The organism is Pseudomonas sp. BGI-2, from assembly GCF_004310295.1.
Taxonomy (GTDB): domain Bacteria; phylum Pseudomonadota; class Gammaproteobacteria; order Pseudomonadales; family Pseudomonadaceae; genus Aquipseudomonas.
In genome coordinates this window covers 54,109-72,505 of record NZ_SISB01000016.1, presented here as the reverse complement: position 1 = coordinate 72,505, position 18,397 = coordinate 54,109, and the positions used below count along the sequence as shown (strand labels likewise).

The following is an 18,397-nucleotide window of genomic DNA, read 5'->3' as shown; positions in this document are numbered from 1 at the left end:
TTCCCGTAAAGATCAAGGAACGACCATGTCCCTCTCCATCGTCCACAGCCGCGCCCAGATTGGTGTCGATGCGCCCGCTGTAACCGTAGAAGTCCATCTGGCCAACGGTTTGCCGTCGCTGACGATGGTCGGTTTACCCGAAGCTGCCGTAAAGGAAAGCAAGGACCGGGTACGCAGCGCGATCATCAATTCAGGCCTGCAATTTCCGGCGCGGCGCATCACGCTGAATCTCGCGCCTGCGGACTTACCGAAGGATGGCGGACGGTTTGATCTGGCGATTGCGTTGGGGATTCTGTCCGCCAGCGTACAGGTACCGACGTTGACGCTGGATGACATTGAATGCTTGGGAGAATTGGCGCTGTCAGGCGCGGTACGTGCCGTGAGAGGTGTGTTGCCGGCTGCGTTAGCTGCACGCAAGGCCGGACGCTCGTTGATGGTGCCAAGGGCGAACGCCGAGGAAGCGTGCCTCGCGTCGGGGTTGAAGGTGTTTGCCGTGGATCACCTACTGGAAGCCGTTGCGCACTTCAATGGACATACGCCTGTCGAGCCCTACGTTTCCAACGGGTTGCTCTACGCAAGTAAACCCTATCCGGACCTGAATGAGGTGCAGGGACAACTTTCGGCCAAGCGCGCATTGCTAATTGCGGCGGCTGGGGCTCATAACTTGCTGTTTAGCGGACCGCCGGGGACTGGGAAAACGTTGTTGGCGAGTCGTTTGCCGGGTTTGCTTCCACCGCTCGCCGAAAACGAGGCGCTGGAAGTCGCAGCCATTCAATCCGTCACCAGTTGCGTGCCCTTGAGCCATTGGCCGCAACGACCGTTCCGCCAGCCCCATCACTCGGCTTCCGGCCCTGCATTGGTGGGTGGCGGATCGAAGCCACAACCCGGCGAAATCACCCTCGCCCACCACGGTGTGCTGTTCCTCGACGAACTTCCTGAATTCGATCGTAAGGTGTTGGAGGTTTTAAGGGAGCCGCTGGAATCCGGTCATATCGTGATTTCCCGCGCCAAGGATCGCGTGAGGTTTCCGGCACGCTTTCAATTGGTGGCCGCGATGAATCCATGCCCCTGTGGATATCTTGGCGAACCCAGCGGCAAATGCAGTTGTACGCCGGACATGGTTCAGCGCTACCGCAACAAATTGTCGGGGCCGCTGCTGGATCGGATCGACCTGCACCTGACCGTCGCGCGCGAAGCCACGGCGTTGAATCCTGCGCTCAAACCTGGTGATGACACTGCCACTGCTGCGGAGCTGGTCGCCGACGCCCGGGAGCGTCAAAACAAGCGCCAAGGCTGCGCCAATGCATTCCTCGATCTGCCAGGCCTGCGCAAACACTGCAACTTATCCGCAACCGATGAAGCCTGGCTGGAAACTGCTTGCGAACGTTTGACCTTGTCACTCCGGTCGGCCCACCGCCTGCTCAAGGTAGCCCGTACATTGGCAGACCTTGAACAGGTAAATGCAATTACACGCGAGCATTTGGCGGAAGCGCTGCAATACCGACCTGCCTCAGCGTAATCGATGACCATCACAGCAAATCATTCAGATAATATTCAGAGAGAGCGTCAGTAATACATGAAGTTACTAAGAAGTCATTGGATCAGATTCGTCTATTGCCTGATAAGCATTGCTATCGTATGGGCGGCGCTATTGCAGCAGGAAATTGTTGTCGGCTCTCCGACATCCCTGAACAACTTTTCCTACGTCGGCACGGTAATAACCATTGTAGCGCTCATCATTTCAATATCCGAAGTTCTACACAGTGTTCGTTACTCACGCAGCATCAGTGCAGAAGCCAACAGAATACTCAAGGACGCAAAAGCTGTAGAGGGCGCCTCAGCCGTCAGTGAATGCATTGCGACGCTCAATGAAGCAGCAGGTTATGTGGACACCGAAAACTATCCATTGGCGTTGAAGTGCTATCAGCATTTCAGGATTCTGTTTGCCAAAATACCCGGTACAGGTCAGGAGTTCGAAAGGATTGACAATATCCTTGGAGAAACTGAAATCACCATCAGAAAAGGGGTTTTCGCGACGGCAAACGCTCCGCTCGAAAAGCCGATCAGAAACCTTCTTCACCACAATCTTGAAAACATCAAAGAAAACCTCGAAAAGGTTAACCCGGCCAGAGGGCGTCAATATGCTACCGCCTAGATTTCTCGATTTCATCAAAGCCCTCACCACGAGAACGGAGAGAGGCGAATTCTCCTGGAGTTATGACGACAACAACTCGTTTGTGAAACTCAAGGAAAATGACTTTTCTCTTTCATTGCGTTACAGCTTCAACGCCGACGAGAAATATGCGGAGTACGTTATCTATTACATCGATGAGATCGGAAATAAGGAGCATCGGTTTTATACCAACCAAACCTGGAACGACTTCGATTTCATCCGGCGTCTGTTTGATGCGGCACAAGCGTCAGAAATGAGACTTCCTTTTTAGCCTTTTGATGAGCGGTGAACACAGACTTCCACTGCTCATCTCGCAAGGCCGCTTACTCTTTGGTCAAATCCACCAACGGCGCCTGCCTTACCTCAGTCGCCCGCCCACCCTGAATCTCATTCACCCGCTCCAACGCTTTATCCACAGCCCCTTTATCCGCCAACAAGCTGTAATGGATCTGGAACTGCTTCTGCTCTTTAACCCCAATCATCGGCACCAAACCAATCGGCCGCTGATACCGACGGTTGTAGGAAAAACTCGTCCCCGGCTCCAACCCGGTCACATACCCCTGCCCTTGCGTATCGGTGTTTTTCCACAACGAAAATACCGGCAACTGCTGAGTGTTAAAGCCGACCGAAACACCCAGACTGCCGGCCTTGTTATGCAACACGGTCAACGTGTCGCCCTTGGCATCGCCATACGGCACAACGTTGTAAACCGTCTCGTCATAGTCCTTGGTCGGTGCACGGTAAGTCTGCCAATCCGGCAAATCCCCTTTGGCCTTGTCGTTGAATGGCGACACCTGTTTAACCGGCGAAGCAAAACGCGCGCCCTGTTCCAGGAACGGGGTGCTGAAGTTGCTGTGGTAAAGCGCCTGATACTCCTTCGGATAGTCACCGTTATTGGTCAACGTATCGTTGAGGGCAAACGCCACGCTGCCGGGCTCCGTGACCAGCTCGGTCACGACCGAGAAATCGACTTTCTTGAACGCCTGCTCTTTAAGCTCGCCGCGCAGGCTGATGGCGTACGGCGGTTTTTCATCTATATGCAGGGTAACTTTGCTGGCCGGGATGTTGGCAGCACGGCCATGCAGAGTCAGCAGTTCACCGTTGTCCATACCGGGATGGCCGACCCATTCGTAGCCGCAGCGGGCGACCAGTTCGTTGAAGCCTTCGAGCCAGCCCAGTCCGCCGCGGCCGTTGAGTTCGATGAAGGACGGATTGACCACGTCCTTGACCGGCGAATCCCAACCCATGCGCACATCACCGACCGACGCCTGCAAGACGTTCATCCCGCGAGTCGGCACCACCGAGAGTTTCATCGTGCCGTTATCGATGTCGACGATGCTGACGCCCTCCTGCCGGCCGCCGTGCAAGGTGCGAAGGGTCACGGAGAACGGTTTGTCGGTTTTTACGCCGAGTTGCTGGCTGGTGATCTGCCAGTTCTGGGCAGCCTTGTCGGTGTCGAGCAGCACGTAATCCCAGGCCATGGCGTGGGAGGCAGTGGTCAGGGCGCCGAGGGCGACGACAAGTTTGAGCGGGGTCATGAGGAAAGCCTTTCTTGGAGGTGTGCATTTTTATAGCGCTGATGAAACGTTTCAGCCAGCTTAAAAAAGCGAACGTCCGAGCCTTACAAAATCAATTCACATTGACCTCATGCAACCTCCGCACACTTACGCTAGTCTCATACGGTTTTGGACCTCCTCTGATTGACGGCGACATCATTATGACATTAAGGTCGCCAGCTAATTGCAGGAGCAAGAACAGACACCTTTGTCTGTCATTTTTGCGCAACGGAACATATGGAGTTTGAATGCGCGGGGCACTATTACGCAGCGGTAAGAGCGGGTCATTCACAGCCCTCGGCGAAACAGGTCAACCGGTCTACCGGGCAGCCCTGCAACTGCGCGAAGCTATTCGCCGCAAGAACCCCGACATGGTCGATCACCTGGCCATCCCTCAAAGCGACGAACTCGGCAACCAGATCGATTGGTACAGCGGCCTCGACGGCGATGTAATCCCGTGGAGCAGCGCGACCGAAGAAGAACGCGCACCGGCCCGCCGCCAACTTGAAGCTCTAAAGACTGCGCTCGATGAATTGAGCCAGCGTTTCCTGGGCACAGATCCGGCCGAACAGCAGCAAGGCGACAAAGCCGTGTTCGGCAAGTTGCTCAAGCGTGTCATTCATTTCCCTGACGAAAACTTCGTCTACCTGGTGCAAGGCAAACCGGTGCTGACCTTCTGGGGTTTCGAGCATGCCGGTACCGGCAATCGCGATCCCCTGCACTGCCTTTATCAGGTTCCACCCGTTTTCACGCTGCCACCCGTGGTTGAAGAACCGGTTGTGGCGCCTGTCGTGGCGGTAGTGCCTCGTCCTTGGTGGCGTCGCTGGTGGTGGCTGTTGCTGCTACCGTTCTTGTTGCTGCTGTTGTGGCTGTTGCTCGGCTTGCGCGGTTGCGTGCCGATTCCGTTGGTGGCGGTGGACTTGCTGCCTGAGGGCATCGTGCCGGTGGAAAAACAGCTGGAAGAGCCGCAACTGACCGGCAACGTGACAACGCTGAATGGCGTTCCGGTAACCGGCACCGTCGCGGGCTCCACCACAGGCACTGCCGTGACCGGCACTCATGGCGTAGAAGCTCCAGCCGTCGCGGGTAATGAAGCTGACGCCACGACCGCCGACGTAACCCAAGACCCGGCCGCCGAATCACCAACCACGCCAACCGCGCCACCCGAAGCCAAAACCGAGGCGCCGTCTGCCGTCACTCCGCCCGACGCGCAAAAATCCGCCGCCGCAGCCGCAACCACAAAACCGGGTCCGGCCCTGAGCATTCCGCCTGACGCCGCCGACGGCGCTGCCAAGTTCCTCGACGGTCAGTACCGCGCCGGTGCCGGCATTCAGGATCGCCGGACCGGCAAGCCGCTGCGTCTGGAATACCAGTTAAAGGACGGTAAAGGCGAAGTCACTGTGCATCAGGCCGACGGCTCGAAATGCAGCGGCCCGGTCACCGCCACCATGAAGGGTGGCAGCCTCGCCATCGACAGCCAGGGCCAGGCCGTGTGCGGCGATGGCAGCACTTACGACATGCCCAAGGTCAACTGCCGCAAAGGGGCGACCACGGTCGCGGACTGCACCGGCGGTTACGGAAAAGATCAATTCCCCATGTCCATGCGGCAGATGGGCGAATAAGACTGGAATAACCCGACATGTTGCCTGAAGTCACACAATTCGAAGACACCGTCACGCTCGTCAGTGACACCGGTATCCAGTTCATGGATTTCGCTTTGCGCCTGGATCCTCGCAAGGAACCGGCGGGCGAGTTCGCGCCGATGATCAGCGGGCTGATCTGCCGTCTGATGTACAACGAAGAGAAAGACTTCTACTTCTACGAGCCTGAACCGGAGAAGGTCGAGAAGGCCAAACCGGCGTTCAGCGTCGACATGAAAAGCAGCCTCGATCTGCTGGACGGTGTCTGGCTGCCGACGCCGTTTTTCCGTTTCATGCCGCCGCACCGCTTTGACGAAGGCCCGACCAACTGGTCGCGGATGCGCCTGGTGAAACTGGCCACGCCAGACATCGACGGCAACACCCATCGCCTGACGATGGCGTTCGACAGCCGCGTCATGCCCAAGCGTGACGGCACCGCCTACCTGGCGCCGAACGAAGAAGACATCAGCTCCGGCGTGTCCTTCAAACTGGCGACCAAGGCCAGCGAAACCCGTTGGTTCCTGGCCCAGCCGTGGGTCAACGAATGGCTGCTGGAAGTGTTCAACGAGGGCAACGCCCATCGTTCGCGCGAAGAGCTCGACATCGACATCCGCGCCAACCATCACCTGGCGCACTACCTCAACCTGCTGAGTCTGTTGAGCACGCCGTCAGCGGCGGCGCAGTCGACGGCCAGGCCGAAGGTGGAAATCCCTGAGCTGAAAGTGGTCGCCAATGACAGCAATGGCCTGGTCAAACCGATTCCAGTGGACCTGGTGCTGGACGTCGGCAACTCGCGCACCTGCGGCATCCTGATCGAGAATCACGGCCAGGCAGGCTCCGGGCTGAAGCAGAATTACGTGCTGGAACTGCGCGACCTGATCACCCCCGAACACACCTATAACCTACCGTTCGAAAGCCGCGTCGAGTTCGCCCAGGCGTATTTCGGCAAGGACCACTGCTCGGTCAAGAGCGGCCGTCACGATGCGTTCCAGTGGGCGACGATCGCCCGCGTCGGCAATGAGGCCAGCCGTCTGGCCAGCCGCCGTCGCGGCACCGAAGGCTCGACAGGCCTGTCCAGCCCGAAACGTTACCTGTGGGACGAAAACGCCTACGGCCACGGCTGGCGTTTCAACTGCTCGTACATCAAGACCGACAACGAGCCGTACGCCACGGCCGCGCCGTTCTCGCACCTGATCAACGAAACCGGCGAGGCGCTTTACAGCCTCGAAGAAGACGATCGCCTGCCGGTGTTCATGCCACGTTACTCGCGCAGCTCGCTGATGACGTTCATGCTCGCCGAAGTGCTGGCCCAGGCGCTGTCGCAAATCAACAGCCCGGCCCAGCGCTCGCGCCAGGGTCACACCCGCGTACCGCGCCAGCTCAACAGCATCACCCTGACCGTGCCGCCGGGCATGCCCCAGGCGGAGCGCAGCATTCTCAACGAACGCATGCAGCAAGCCATCGGCCTGGTGTGGAAAAGCCTCGGCTGGCATGCCGGCGAGGAAGACCCGCATCAGGATCAGGCCGTCAGCCCGCGCACGCCGATCCCGAGCATCCGCGTGGAATGGGACGAAGCCTCCTGCGGCCAGTTGGTGTACCTGTACACCGAGGTCAACGAGAACTTCGCCGGTCACCCGGAAGAGTTTTTCGACACCATCGCCCGGCCGGACAAGACCGACCGTGAACGCATCACCCTGGCGACCATCGACATCGGCGGCGGCACCACCGACCTGGTCATCACCGACTATCGCCTCGACCGCGCCGGCAACACGGGCAGCGGCAGCAACGTGCACATCGTGCCCGAGCAGCGTTTTCGCGATGGTTTCAAAGTGGCTGGCGACGACATCCTGCTGGACGTGATTCAGGACTTCATCCTGCCGAGCTTCGAGAAGGCTTTGCAGAATGCCGGCGTCAGAGCCCCGGATTCGCTGATGTCACGGCTGTGCGGTGATGAATCGGTCAGCGCCCAGGACATGATCCTGCGCCAGCAATTGAACCTGCAGGTGTTCGCGCCGCTGGGCCTGGCGTTGCTCAAGGCTTACGAGCATTACGACCCGCAAGTTCCGCAGGAAGTCAGCCCGCAAAGTTACCGCCAGTTGCTCGGCGACAACGCGATCAGCCAGACCGTGCTCGACTATGTCAACGCCGCCGTGCGCCGCGATGTCGGTGGCCAGAGCGGTTTCGACCTGTACGAATCGCTGATCGGCTTCGACCTGCAAAAGCTCCACGCCGCGTTCCTCAACGATCAAATCAACATCACCAAGATCCTCGGCGCGCTCTGTGAAGTGGTCGCGCATTACCCGTGCGACGTCCTGCTGCTGACCGGCCGCCCTTCGCGTCTGCCCGGCATCCAGGCCTTTATTCGCAAGGTGCTGCCACTGCCACCGGGGCGCATTTTGGCGCTGCAAAACTACCGCACTGGCGGCTGGTATCCGTTCCACAAGAACGGCCGCATCGACGACCCGAAAAGTACCGCTTCGGTGGGCGCGATGCTGTGCCTGTTGTGCGCCAACCACAGCGTGCCGAACTTCTACTTCCGTTCTTCGGCGCTCAAGCCGTATTCGACGGTCAAGCACATCGGTGTCATCGACCTGAATAACGTGATCAAGGATGCCGACGTGCTGTACCGCGACATCCAGTCCGAAGACTACAAAATCAAGTTGCCGGAAATCGGCACGGGCGATGACGCCGACACGCCGCAGCTGGAAATGCGCGGCGATCTGCGCCTCGGTTTCCGCCAGTTGGCCGCCGATCGCTGGGCCGCTTCGCCGCTGTACACCTTGCGTTTCACCAAGGCCGGTCGGGAGAAGTTCTCCCGCGCGATCGGTGAGAACGGCAGCGCGCCGCTGCTCAAGGTGCGCTTCGAGGTCAAAGCGGCCGACAAGTACACGCGCAAGCAGGACCTGGTCAGCGACCGCCTCTCGGTCCGCGACATCGAATCCAACAGTAACAACGTCAACTTCAACCCGCGCAGCGACCTCGAGCTGGAACTCAACACCATGCTCGACGCCGGCCTGAGCGAGACCAAGTACTGGCTCGACAGTGGAAGTGTGAAACGCAAATGAATGACCTGACCCCCGATCAACATCAGCTCTCTGCCAGTTGGGCCGCTGTTTATGAAGGTGCCGGTCAGGCGCTGGAATGGATTGGCCAGACGCGCGGCAACGCGCCACGTCTGGACAGCGAAGCCGACAACCTGAACATCCGCCTGCACCGCGCCCGCAACCTGGCTCACAGCCTCGGTCGCGTGGCCTGCACGCCGATGACCATTGGCTTTTTCGGCTTGTCCCAGGCCGGCAAGTCCTACCTGATTTCGGCGCTTGCGGCCGGTCAGAACGGCAAACTGGAAACCGATTTCGGTGGCCAGCGCCTGGACTTCATCAAGCACATCAACCCGGTGGGTGGCGGTAAGGAAGCCACCGGCCTGGTGACACGCTTCAGCCGCCGCGCCACGCCGAGCCAGGATCCGCAATTCCCGGTCGAGCTGACGCTGTTCAAGGAAATCGAGCTGGCGAAGATTCTCGCCAACTCATGGTTCAAGGACTTCGACCTTGAGCGGATCTCCTACGAGATCGACGAAGAGCGCATCCAGCGCGTGCTGAAACCGTTTGAAGGCCGCGAGACCGGGCCGATGCAACCGGGCGTCAGCGCCGATGATCTGGTGTCGCTGTGGGATTACCTGCGGGACAACTTCCGCAACTCGGTGAAGAAGCTTGAGCACCTGTATTGGCCCACGGCGTTGCAACTGGCGCCACGCCTGAATTTCCAGGAACGCGCCGAGCTGTTTTCGATCCTGTGGGGTGAGCAAAGCGAACTGACGCGCGTGTACCAGCAACTGGCCGGCGCGCTGCACAAGCTGGGCCTGCCCGAGACTGTGTTCGCGCCATTAAAGGCCTTGGTGAGTTTCGAAAACGACACTTACAGCCAGCGCGACAGCATCATGAACGTCGACATCCTCGAGCGCTTCGGCAGCTCACTGGACTTGCCGATCGACGTGCGGCCCCTGGTCGACGGACGACTGCAAAACAGCCAGGGCATCCCGGTCGCGCAACTGGCGGCACTGACCGCCGAGATGACCTTCGGCCTGATCGAAGCCCCGGCGGACGACATCGTCAACCAGGTCGATCTGCTGGACTTCCCCGGTTATCGCGGGCGCAAGAAGCTGCACGAGATCGCCAACTCCAACGACCCGGAGTCCGCCACCAAGGACAATTCCGTCTCGCAGCTGATCCTGCGCGGCAAGGTTGCTTACCTGTTCGAACGCTACACCGACAACCAGGAAATGAACGCGCTGGTGGTCTGCACCGGCTCGACCAAACAGAGCGACGTCAACGACGTCGGCCCGGTGCTGACGCGCTGGATCGAGAAAACCCAGGGCGCCGACGCGGCCGCCCGCAGCAAACGCGACACCGGCCTGATCTGGGCGCTGACCATGCTCGACCTTCGCATCACCAACTCCCTGAGCCTGACGCCTGATCAGTACGACGAGAGCTGGAATGGCATGGTCAAGCTGACCATGCTCGAGCGCTTCGGCAGCCTGAGCTGGATGAACGACTGGGCCGGCACGCCGTTCCAGAACACCTTCCTGGTGCGCAAACCGCGCATGGATGCGGCGTTCATCGTCCAGGACGCCAGCGGCGCCGAAACAGGCCTCAATGCCAGCTACCAGGAACGCGTCGACGCTCTGGGCACAAGCTTTGCCGGCAACGAGCTGGTGTGCAAACACATCAACAATCCTGCCAACGCCTGGAAAGAAATGCTGCGCAACGATGACGGTGGCATCAGCCACTTCAGCGGCAGTTTCAAGGGCGTGGCCAACATCGAATTCAAACTGCAACGCATCCGCGAGCAGCTGAACGAATGCCTCGAAGGCCTGACCACTCACGGCCTGAGCACCTGGTATCACGCCGATGGCGACGGCGCCGCAGCCGCCAAGAAAGCCCAGGCACAGATGATTCTGTCGGGCCTGGGCCGTCGCCCTGCCGTGCTCGGCGAGTTGATCGAAGAACTCGACATGCCAAGCGAAGAGGTGCGCGACCTGTACCTCAGCGGTGTGTACGAAACCGATGACGCGCCCACCGCCAGCGATGAGCCGGCCGCCCCGACACCGAGCCAGAGCCTGTACGGCAACGACGCCGGTTTCGACTTCGATTTCGGCGACGACCTGAGTCACGAAGCGCCGGTCAGCAGCAAAACCAACACCCCGACGCCGGAACTGCAAAGCAACGAACACCGTTTTGCCAAAGCCGCGTTCAAGGCCTGGATTGCGCACCTGCGCGAGCTGACCACCCGACAAAGCCTGCTCAACCTGTTGGGGCTGGAAAAGGCCTTGATCGAAGCCGTGGTCGACGAACTGATCACCGCCGGTTACCGCCAGGACTTGCCGGGGCAACTGAGCCGTGCGGTGCTCAAGCGTGCGCAAAGCGGCGCACGGCGCGATCAACTGGTCGAGCGCCAAGTGCTGGAAGTGCAACGCGTGCTGCGCGATTTCGTGTCCTGGTTCGGCTACCTGCAGAAACCGGTCAACGAACGCCCGAACAGCCGCGCCGGTGCCAAGGCGCCGTTGTTCTCGTTCTACACCGACATCGGTCCGGGACAAGTGCCGGTGCTGCCGCCACAACCGGCAAACCAGGCGCAGCGGTATCTGGGCGACTGGCTCTCGGGCCTGGCCTACATCACACAGGACAACGCCGGCCATGGTGCCGGTCGCGAAATCACCCCTGAACAGAATGAACGGCTGGGCCATGTGCTCACAGCCTTCACAGCGAGATAAGCAATGCCAATTCGTGTCGACCTGCTCGCCTTAGAACCCAACGTGCCTGGCCAGGCGTGCCTCACTGTGAAGAAATGGCAGGGTGGCGAAGAACAGCTGGAGTTCTCCATTCAGCGCAACCAGGACGGTTTCTACCTCCAGGATCAGAAGGCCTGGAGCAACAATCCGTTCTGGTTCAAGGTCTCGCGCTTCAGCGTTACGGCCAGTGGCGAAGCCCTTGAGGCACAGGTCGGCCCGGAAGTGGTCGATCCGCTGCTCGAAGGCGGCGCCCACTCGCAATTCCAGATCGAACTGCGTGAGCAAAGCCTCGATCATAGCGATAAAGGCGTGGTTCGCCCCGGCGTGGGCCTGTTGCCGTCTACTGCGGGTGGCCAGACACGCTCGACTTATGGCGGCGCAGACCTGACAGCGCCAAGTGCGCCAGAACCGGAAGTTCCGGAGCTGCCGGAACTGGTCCTGCTCACCGCCGAGCCAGAAATCGAACTGGAATCGGTGCCCAACGAACCCGCCTACACCCCTCCTCCGCCCCCGGTGAAGAAAAGCAACAAAGGCCTTATCGGCCTCGCGCTCGTCGTGCTGTTGCTGGTGGCCGCAGCGGCCGGATTCTGGTTTTACAAACGCACTCCGGCACCCGCCCCTGCCATCGCAGCCGCCGCACCGGCCGGTGCCGACGTACAAGCCTGCACCCTGGACAGCATGAACAGCCTGCCCGAGCTGACCTTCGTCCAGACCTGCATCAAGGCTGCGCCCGACAGCGCCAAGTTGCTGCAGATCATCAACGAAGCCAAGGCCGGCAAACACTGCGGCGTTGCCCAGCGTCTGTACGCCAACCGTGCCCAGGCCGGCGACTCTTTGATTGCCAACGCCTATGCCCGCGAATACGACCCGAAATACCTGAAGGCCAGCGAGTGCTTCCCGGCCGCGGACAACGCCACCGCCGCCTATTGGTATGAAACGATCCTGACCCAGGACCCGAACAACGCCGAAGCCAAGCAGCGTTTCGAGGAGTTGCAGAAGTGATCCGTTCGCCCCTGAGTCGTTTCCTGCTGAGCAGCGCCGCGCTGTTGGCACTCTGCATCAGCCCGTTGTCCCAGGCCGATGACAAACCGCTGATCCAGGCCGGTAAAAAGACCTTGTTCCAGCGCGTGCTGACCACCCCGGGCTGCAAAATCAGCCCGACGGCGGGCGGTGCTGCGGGCGATGAGCAACCGGTGTTCAGCCGTTTCTATGTGTACGAACGTGCGCAAGCGGCCAACGCCGAATGGCTGAAAGTCGGCCCTGACAGCTATGGCAAAACCATTGGCTGGTTGCCGGCGAGTTGCACCACCGACTGGAAAATGCAGCTGACACTGGCCTTCACCAACCCGGCCAATCGCGACCGGCTGCTGTTCTTCAAAGAACGCGCCACCGTCGAAGGCATCCTCGATGCGCCGGACCCGGTAAGCAAAGTCGCGCCGCTGCGGGCCACGCTGAAAAAGGGCAAGCAAGCCCCGGGCGTGCTGGCTGAAGAACCTGAATACTTCGTCGACCTGCAAAAGCAGTTCTACCTGCTGCCGGTACTCAGCGGCGAAGAAGTCATGACCGAAGGCGGTTTCCGCACGCGCCTGCTTAATGTGGCGTCGGTCAGCAAGCCCGATGAGAAAGACGCCAAGGGTGGTGCTGCCAACAGCGCGGCCGGTGGCAAGGAAGCTGAGGACAAAGCGGCCAGCCAACTGAAGGAATTCAGCGCGGCGGTGGTGTTTGTCATCGACTCGACGATCTCGATGGACCCGTACATCGACCGCACCCGTGAGGCGATCCGCAAGGTCTACCAGCAGATCGAAGCGCAGAACCTCGGCAAGCAGGTCAAGTTCGGTCTGGTCGCGTTCCGCTCCAACACCCAAGCGGTGCCAGGCCTGGAATACACCACCAAGATGTACGCCGACCCGACTCAGGTGAAGGACAGTTCCGACTTCCTCGCCAAAGTCGCCGACCTCAAGCAAGCCAAGGTGTCGAGCAGCAGTTACGACGAAGACTCCTTCGCGGGTGTCATGCACAGCATCGACAAGGTCGACTGGAGCCAGTTCGGTGCGCGCTACGTGGTGTTGATCACCGACGCGGGCGCCATCGAAGGCGACGACAAACTGTCGAAAACCGGTTTGAGCGCTTCCCAGGTTCGCCTCGAAGCGGCCAACCCGGGCGTGGCGATCTACACGCTGCACCTGAAAACCCCGGCCGGGATCAAGGATCACGCCAAGGCCGAGGCGCAGTACCAGAATCTGTCGACTTACCCGGGCACCAACACCTCGCTGTACTACCCGGTGAACGCCGGCGACATTCAGGAGTTCGGCCGCAAGGTCGACGCACTGGCCACCGCGATTACCTCCCAGGTGAAAGCCGCCTACATGGGCGAAGACGCCATCGGTAGCGCGGTGAACGCCAAGCAGGACCCGGCCGAGAAGAAAATGCTCGAGGACGCGGCGCTGATCGGCCACGCCATGCAGCTCGCCTATCTGGGCGAAAAGACCAACAGCAAGGCGCCTCCGGTATTCAAGGCGTGGATCACTGACCGCGACTTGATCAAGCAGAACATCCCCACCACCGACGTGCGGGTGTTGCTGACCAAGTCCCAGCTCAGTGACTTGAGCGACGTGATGAAGCAGATCCTCGAGGCCGCCAACGAAGGCCTGATTTCGCCGACGGAAATGTTCGATCGCCTGCGCTCGGTGGCCGCAACCATGGGCGCCGACCCGAACCAGCTCAAGCAGAACAGCAACGCCAAACTGGCGGACATGGGCGTCCTCGGCGAGTACCTCGAAGACCTGCCGTACCAGAGCGAAGTGCTGAACCTGGACGAAGAAACCTGGAAGAGCTGGGATGGTCTGGCGCAGGAGAAATTCATCCGCACGCTCAATACCAAACTGCGGCACTACCAGCGTTACAACGCTGACGTCGACCGTTGGGTGGCGTTAGCCAAGGACAGCGATGCACGGGACAACGTGTACCCCGTGCCCCTGGAAATGATGCCTTAACGAGACGCCGATGCTCGATATCAAGAACCTGCTGGTGCGCCGTGGTGAAGGCGCGCTGGCCCATCACGTGCGCCTGCCGCACTTGCAGGTCGGTGCCGGGGAAATCCTCGCCATCACCGGCGAGAGCGGCAGTGGTAAAAGCACATTGCTTGAAGCCATCGGCCTGTTGCTGGCGCCGGTCGAGCTCGAGCGCTTTCGGCTGGGTGCAGCACACGATCAGGACATCGCCCATTTGCTGGCCAGCGACGACCAGCCAGCCTTGGCGGCCGTGCGTTCGCGTCATCTGGGGTTCATTTTGCAGAACGGCGGCTTGCTGCCATTTCTTAGCGTGCGCGACAACATCAGCCTGCCGCGCCGCTTGCTCGGTATGTCGGTAAAGAGCGCGCACATCGATCACGCGGTTGAGGTATTGCGTCTGCAAGGGTTGCTGGATAAACAGCCACAGGCGCTATCGATCGGTGAACGCCAGCGCGTTGCCTGCGTTCGTGCGATTGCCCATGAACCGCTGCTGCTGTTGGCCGACGAGCCGACCGCCGCGCTCGACCCGCACAGCGCCCGGCGTTTGTTCGAATTGCTGCTGAGTCTGGTATCGAGCATGGGCCTGAGTGCCCTGGTGGTTTCCCATGACTGGGCCTTGCTGAAGGATTTCGGCTTGCCGCGACTCGGCGCTATCAGCCGTCAGGGAGAAACACTGTTTGAACCGATGGACTGACCGACTGCGCCTGCTGGGCACGCTGGCCCTGCAAGACCTGTGGCATGACCGCAAGGTGTCCCTGTGCATCGCCGCGTCATTGGTGGCGGTGATCGCGCCGCTGTTGCTGCTGTTCGGCCTCAAACACGGCGTGGTCAGCCAGTTGCAGGACGAATTGCTGCGCGACCCGCGCAACCTTGAAGTAAAAATGCTCAGCAACGGCAACTACGACAGCGCCTGGATCGAGCGTGTGCGCCAGCGTCCCGAGACCGGTTTTGCCCTCGGCCAGACCCGCTCGCTCAACACCCAGGCGGACTTGCTGATCGGCATGCAACGGTTTGTCGAAGGCGCGGAAATCATCGCCACCGAACCCGGCGACCCGCAGCTGAACCTGCCGCAACTCAACCCAACCGGCGATCAAGTGATCCTCAGCGCCCGCGCCGCGCAACGCTTGCAGGCCAAGGTCGGCGACCGCGTGCAACTGCGCGTATTGCGCCGTCTGGAAGGCGTCAACGAGCGCGGAGAGATGACGCTGACGGTGCTGGCGGTGCTCGACGGTGCTCGGTTCGGCCGCGCGGCCGGATTCGTCGCCCCGCCGTTGTTGCTGAATCTGGAGCGCTTTCGCGATGGATATCAGGTCAGCGCATTCGGCATCGAAACCGGCAAACCTCTGGGCGATCTGCAACCGCTGTACGCCCGCGCCCGCCTCTACGCCCGTGACATCGACCAGGTTGCGCCGCTGGAACGCTGGCTCAACGAACAACACATCGAAACCTCGAGCCGACTGGCCGACATCGACAACGTCAAAGCCATCAATCATGTGCTGGGGTTGATCTTCGGGGTTATCGCTCTGGCGGCGTTGATCGGTTGTGTGGCGTCGATGGTCGGCGCTTTTCTGGCCAACATCGACCGCAAGCGCAAAAGCCTCGCGGTCTTGCGCCTGCTGGGTTTCAAACGCACGGCTGTAGGCGGTTTCGTGGTCCTGCAAGCGCTGGTGCTGAGCCTTGCCGGCTACCTCGGCGGATTGGGGTTTTACGCTGTTGGCAGCCATTTGTTCGACACCTTGCTCGGCAGCAGCCAGGCCACCGGCACCTTTGTCTGTCACATCACACTCTGGCACGGCCTCGCCGCCCTGCTCCTGACCTTTCTGGTCGCTGCACTGGTGGCCGTGATCGGCGCAGTGCGAGCGATCAACATCCAACCTGCGGAGAGTCTGCGTGAGCTATAAACGTTTGGGCTTGCTGTTGCCCCTGAGCCTCGGCTACCTGCTCGATGCTTCGGCGGCTGGCTGGGAAGAGAAGTATTACAACCCGATGCCCGAGGCCAGCGACGTCGTGTTGCCGATGCCGTGCGAAGGTTCGATGGTGTTTCGCAAGGTGTTCATTCCGGTTGCCGGACCGCTTGACGACTACCCGATCAACATCGGTCAGGACGGCGCGGAATACGGCTATGTCGAACAGACTCGACCGACCTTCATCGCGGGCAGTTTCACCGGCGCGAAAAACGATAAATCCCGCTACTACCTGATGGCCAAGTACGAGATGAGTCAGCTCCAATACACGGCATTGACCGACGCAACCTGCCCCACCGCCGCCACCAAAATGCGCCTGCCGCAAGTGTCCGTGAGCTGGGTGCAAGCCGTCGAAGCGTCGGACAAATACAACCTGTGGCTGCGCAAAAACGCCGCTGACAAGCTGCCCAAAGAAGACGGCGTGCTGGGCTTCCTGCGCCTGCCGACGGAAGTCGAGTGGGAGTTCGCGGCGCGCGGTGGCCTGGAGGTCGGCGCGGCGGAATTTCGCGACACGCGTTACCCGATGCCCGACGGCATCAACGCTTACGAGTGGTTCGCCGGGGCGCAATCGTCCAACGGCAAACTGCAATTGTCGGGTCTGCAAAAACCCAATCCATTGGGCCTGCACGACATGCTCGGCAACGTCGACGAGATGATGTTCGAGCCGTTTCGCCTGAACAAACTCGACCGCCAGCACGGTCAGGCCGGCGGCTACGTGGTCCGTGGCGGCAACTACCTGACCGCTCAGGCCGACCTGCGCACCGGGTTGCGCAAGGAAGAGCCGTACTACAACGCCGAAGGTCAGGTGAAAAACAAAACCACCGGTATGCGCCTGGTATTGGTCTCGCCAACCCTGACTTCCCGCGAGCGTGTCGCCAGCATTGAAAGCAGCTGGAAGAAACTCGGTACCGGCAGCAAGGAAACCGAATCCGCCGACAAAGGCACGGTTCAATCCCTGAACAGCCTGGCCTCGGGCGTGGAAGACAAGGCGCTCAAGGAAAAGCTTCAGGCGTTGGAAAACCAATTGCGCGCTAGCAATCAGCAGCAGGAAGAAACCCGCGACCAGGCGATCCGCGCCAGTCTCAACCTCGGTGCGTTCCTCTGCACCAAGATGCTCGACGACGGCCAGTACGTGGACTTCCTGCAAAAGAACTACAAGCTTAATTGCGAATCCGCGGACAAAGATGCCAGTTGCGACATGCGCAAAGGCAAACTCGACGAGCAGAAGGATCGCCTACACAAACTCAGCCGTTACTACGCCAGCAGCCTGGTGGAATCGGCGACCTTGTACGGCCAGCCGCTGCTGGATGCACAGGTGCCGGTGATGGAAGAAATCATCACCCGCAACAAACAGCTGCAAGAACTCAAACCCTATTTGCGCACCCACTGGGCCAATCAGAAGACCTTCCTGCAAAAGCAGAAGATCGACACTGAAGCCTGGCTGACCAGCTGCAAAACCGTCACTCAATAACTCACCTCAATAACTAACCTCAACAAAAACAGCCAACACCGGCACCAAGGAGTTTCACCATGTCGCGCAGCCTTTGGACTCGCTTCAAGCTTCAGATCGCTTTCGTCCTCACCGGCAGCCTGCTGTTGACCGGTTGCGCCAACACCGGCAGCTCGATGCTCGGTGGCAGCGAAGGCGCAGACCCACGCCTGACCCAGGGCAACGACGCACAGTTCTTCAGCAAGTCCGGCTACCAGGCCTGCGCGGTCGGCGCCGGTGTCGGCATCCTCGGTTGCGCACTGTCCAATAGCAGCAACAAAGCGGTCTGCGCCATCGCCGCCGGTATTACCGCGTGTGGCGTGGCCATGGGCGCGAACTACTACCTGGATCAGCGTCGTAGCGAATACTCCGACACCACCACCCGTCTGGCGAAGATGAACAGCGACGTCGAACAAGACACCCAGAACGTGATCGCCCGTACCGCGACCGCTCAGCAAGTGATCCAGGATGACCAGGCGCGCATCGCCCAGATCAAAAAAGACATCGCCAGCAAGAAGGTCGACAAGACCAAGGCTCAGGCGCAGATCGCCGAGATCGACCAGAACATCGCGCGTCTGCGTAAAGACCTCGGCAACATGCGCAACAAAGTCACCGAGTACACCAAAGTGGCAGACGCCGAGCGTGCACAAGGCGCCAGCACCGAGATCAAGCAGGTGGACGTGAGCATTATGAAAATGAACCAGAAAGTCGCCGCCCTGCAAAAGGAAGTCGACGGTCTTTACAACCAGCGCTCCGCAATCACCCTGGGCTAA

At 60.2% G+C, this 18,397-nt stretch carries 13 protein-coding genes; 12 read left to right on the top strand and 1 reads right to left on the bottom strand.

The annotated features are described in order from the left end of the window. Positions 1 to 25: 25 nt before the first annotated feature. The 3 genes from EYC95_RS13070 to EYC95_RS13060 all read left to right on the top strand — a co-directional run bounded on the left by EYC95_RS13070 (position 26) and on the right by EYC95_RS13060 (position 2,444). Entirely contained in the window at positions 26 to 1,519 is a 1,494-nt protein-coding gene (locus EYC95_RS13070; protein ID WP_131060723.1) for a YifB family Mg chelatase-like AAA ATPase, read from the top strand. A gap of 57 nt (positions 1,520 to 1,576) precedes the next feature. Beyond that, on the top strand, positions 1,577 to 2,155 hold the full coding sequence (locus EYC95_RS13065) for a hypothetical protein (protein ID WP_131060722.1): 579 nt from the start codon (positions 1,577 to 1,579) through the stop codon (positions 2,153 to 2,155). A gap of 82 nt (positions 2,156 to 2,237) precedes the next feature. Continuing rightward, entirely contained in the window at positions 2,238 to 2,444 is a 207-nt protein-coding gene (locus EYC95_RS13060; RefSeq protein WP_178083835.1) for a hypothetical protein, read from the top strand. A gap of 52 nt (positions 2,445 to 2,496) precedes the next feature. Here EYC95_RS13060 and EYC95_RS13055 read toward each other — a convergent pair whose 3' ends face one another. Then, the gene (locus EYC95_RS13055) at positions 2,497 to 3,711 is read right to left on the bottom strand and encodes an aldose 1-epimerase family protein (RefSeq protein WP_131060720.1); all 1,215 of its coding nucleotides are present in this window, start codon (positions 3,709 to 3,711) and stop codon (positions 2,497 to 2,499) included. A 266-nt stretch (positions 3,712 to 3,977) separates the two neighbouring features. On the opposite strand from EYC95_RS13055, the gene EYC95_RS13050 reads away from it, so the two are divergent. From EYC95_RS13050 to EYC95_RS13010, 9 genes are read left to right on the top strand one after another with little or no spacing between them, the layout of a single operon-like run. Continuing rightward, positions 3,978 to 5,351, top strand: coding sequence for an SrfA family protein (locus EYC95_RS13050; RefSeq protein WP_131060719.1), 1,374 nt, complete (start codon positions 3,978 to 3,980; stop codon positions 5,349 to 5,351). Between the two features lie 17 nt (positions 5,352 to 5,368). Next, complete coding sequence (locus EYC95_RS13045; RefSeq protein ID WP_131060718.1) at positions 5,369 to 8,434, top strand: virulence factor SrfB; 3,066 nt, start codon at positions 5,369 to 5,371, stop codon at positions 8,432 to 8,434. Beyond that, the gene (locus EYC95_RS13040) at positions 8,431 to 11,142 is read left to right on the top strand and encodes a putative virulence factor (RefSeq protein ID WP_131060717.1); all 2,712 of its coding nucleotides are present in this window, start codon (positions 8,431 to 8,433) and stop codon (positions 11,140 to 11,142) included. Before EYC95_RS13045 ends, EYC95_RS13040 begins: the two co-directional genes overlap by 4 nt. Before the next feature lie 3 nt (positions 11,143 to 11,145). Next, on the top strand, positions 11,146 to 12,162 hold the full coding sequence (locus EYC95_RS13035) for a hypothetical protein (RefSeq protein WP_131060716.1): 1,017 nt from the start codon (positions 11,146 to 11,148) through the stop codon (positions 12,160 to 12,162). After that, positions 12,159 to 14,153: a vWA domain-containing protein gene (locus tag EYC95_RS13030; protein ID WP_178083834.1), complete on the top strand. Its 1,995-nt coding sequence runs from the start codon at positions 12,159 to 12,161 to the stop codon at positions 14,151 to 14,153. The genes EYC95_RS13035 and EYC95_RS13030 overlap by 4 nt, the downstream gene beginning before the upstream one ends. Positions 14,154 to 14,163: 10 nt before the next feature. Continuing rightward, on the top strand, positions 14,164 to 14,865 hold the full coding sequence (locus EYC95_RS13025) for an ABC transporter ATP-binding protein (RefSeq protein ID WP_131060715.1): 702 nt from the start codon (positions 14,164 to 14,166) through the stop codon (positions 14,863 to 14,865). Next, complete coding sequence (locus tag EYC95_RS13020) at positions 14,849 to 16,072, top strand: ABC transporter permease (protein ID WP_131060714.1); 1,224 nt, start codon at positions 14,849 to 14,851, stop codon at positions 16,070 to 16,072. Before EYC95_RS13025 ends, EYC95_RS13020 begins: the two co-directional genes overlap by 17 nt. Continuing rightward, positions 16,062 to 17,606, top strand: a complete 1,545-nt coding sequence (locus tag EYC95_RS13015; protein WP_165557455.1) for an SUMF1/EgtB/PvdO family nonheme iron enzyme — start codon at positions 16,062 to 16,064, stop codon at positions 17,604 to 17,606. The genes EYC95_RS13020 and EYC95_RS13015 overlap by 11 nt, the downstream gene beginning before the upstream one ends. Positions 17,607 to 17,665: 59 nt before the next feature. Further along, positions 17,666 to 18,397 (top strand): hypothetical protein, encoded by a 732-nt coding sequence (locus tag EYC95_RS13010; protein WP_131060713.1) that lies wholly within the window; start codon positions 17,666 to 17,668, stop codon positions 18,395 to 18,397.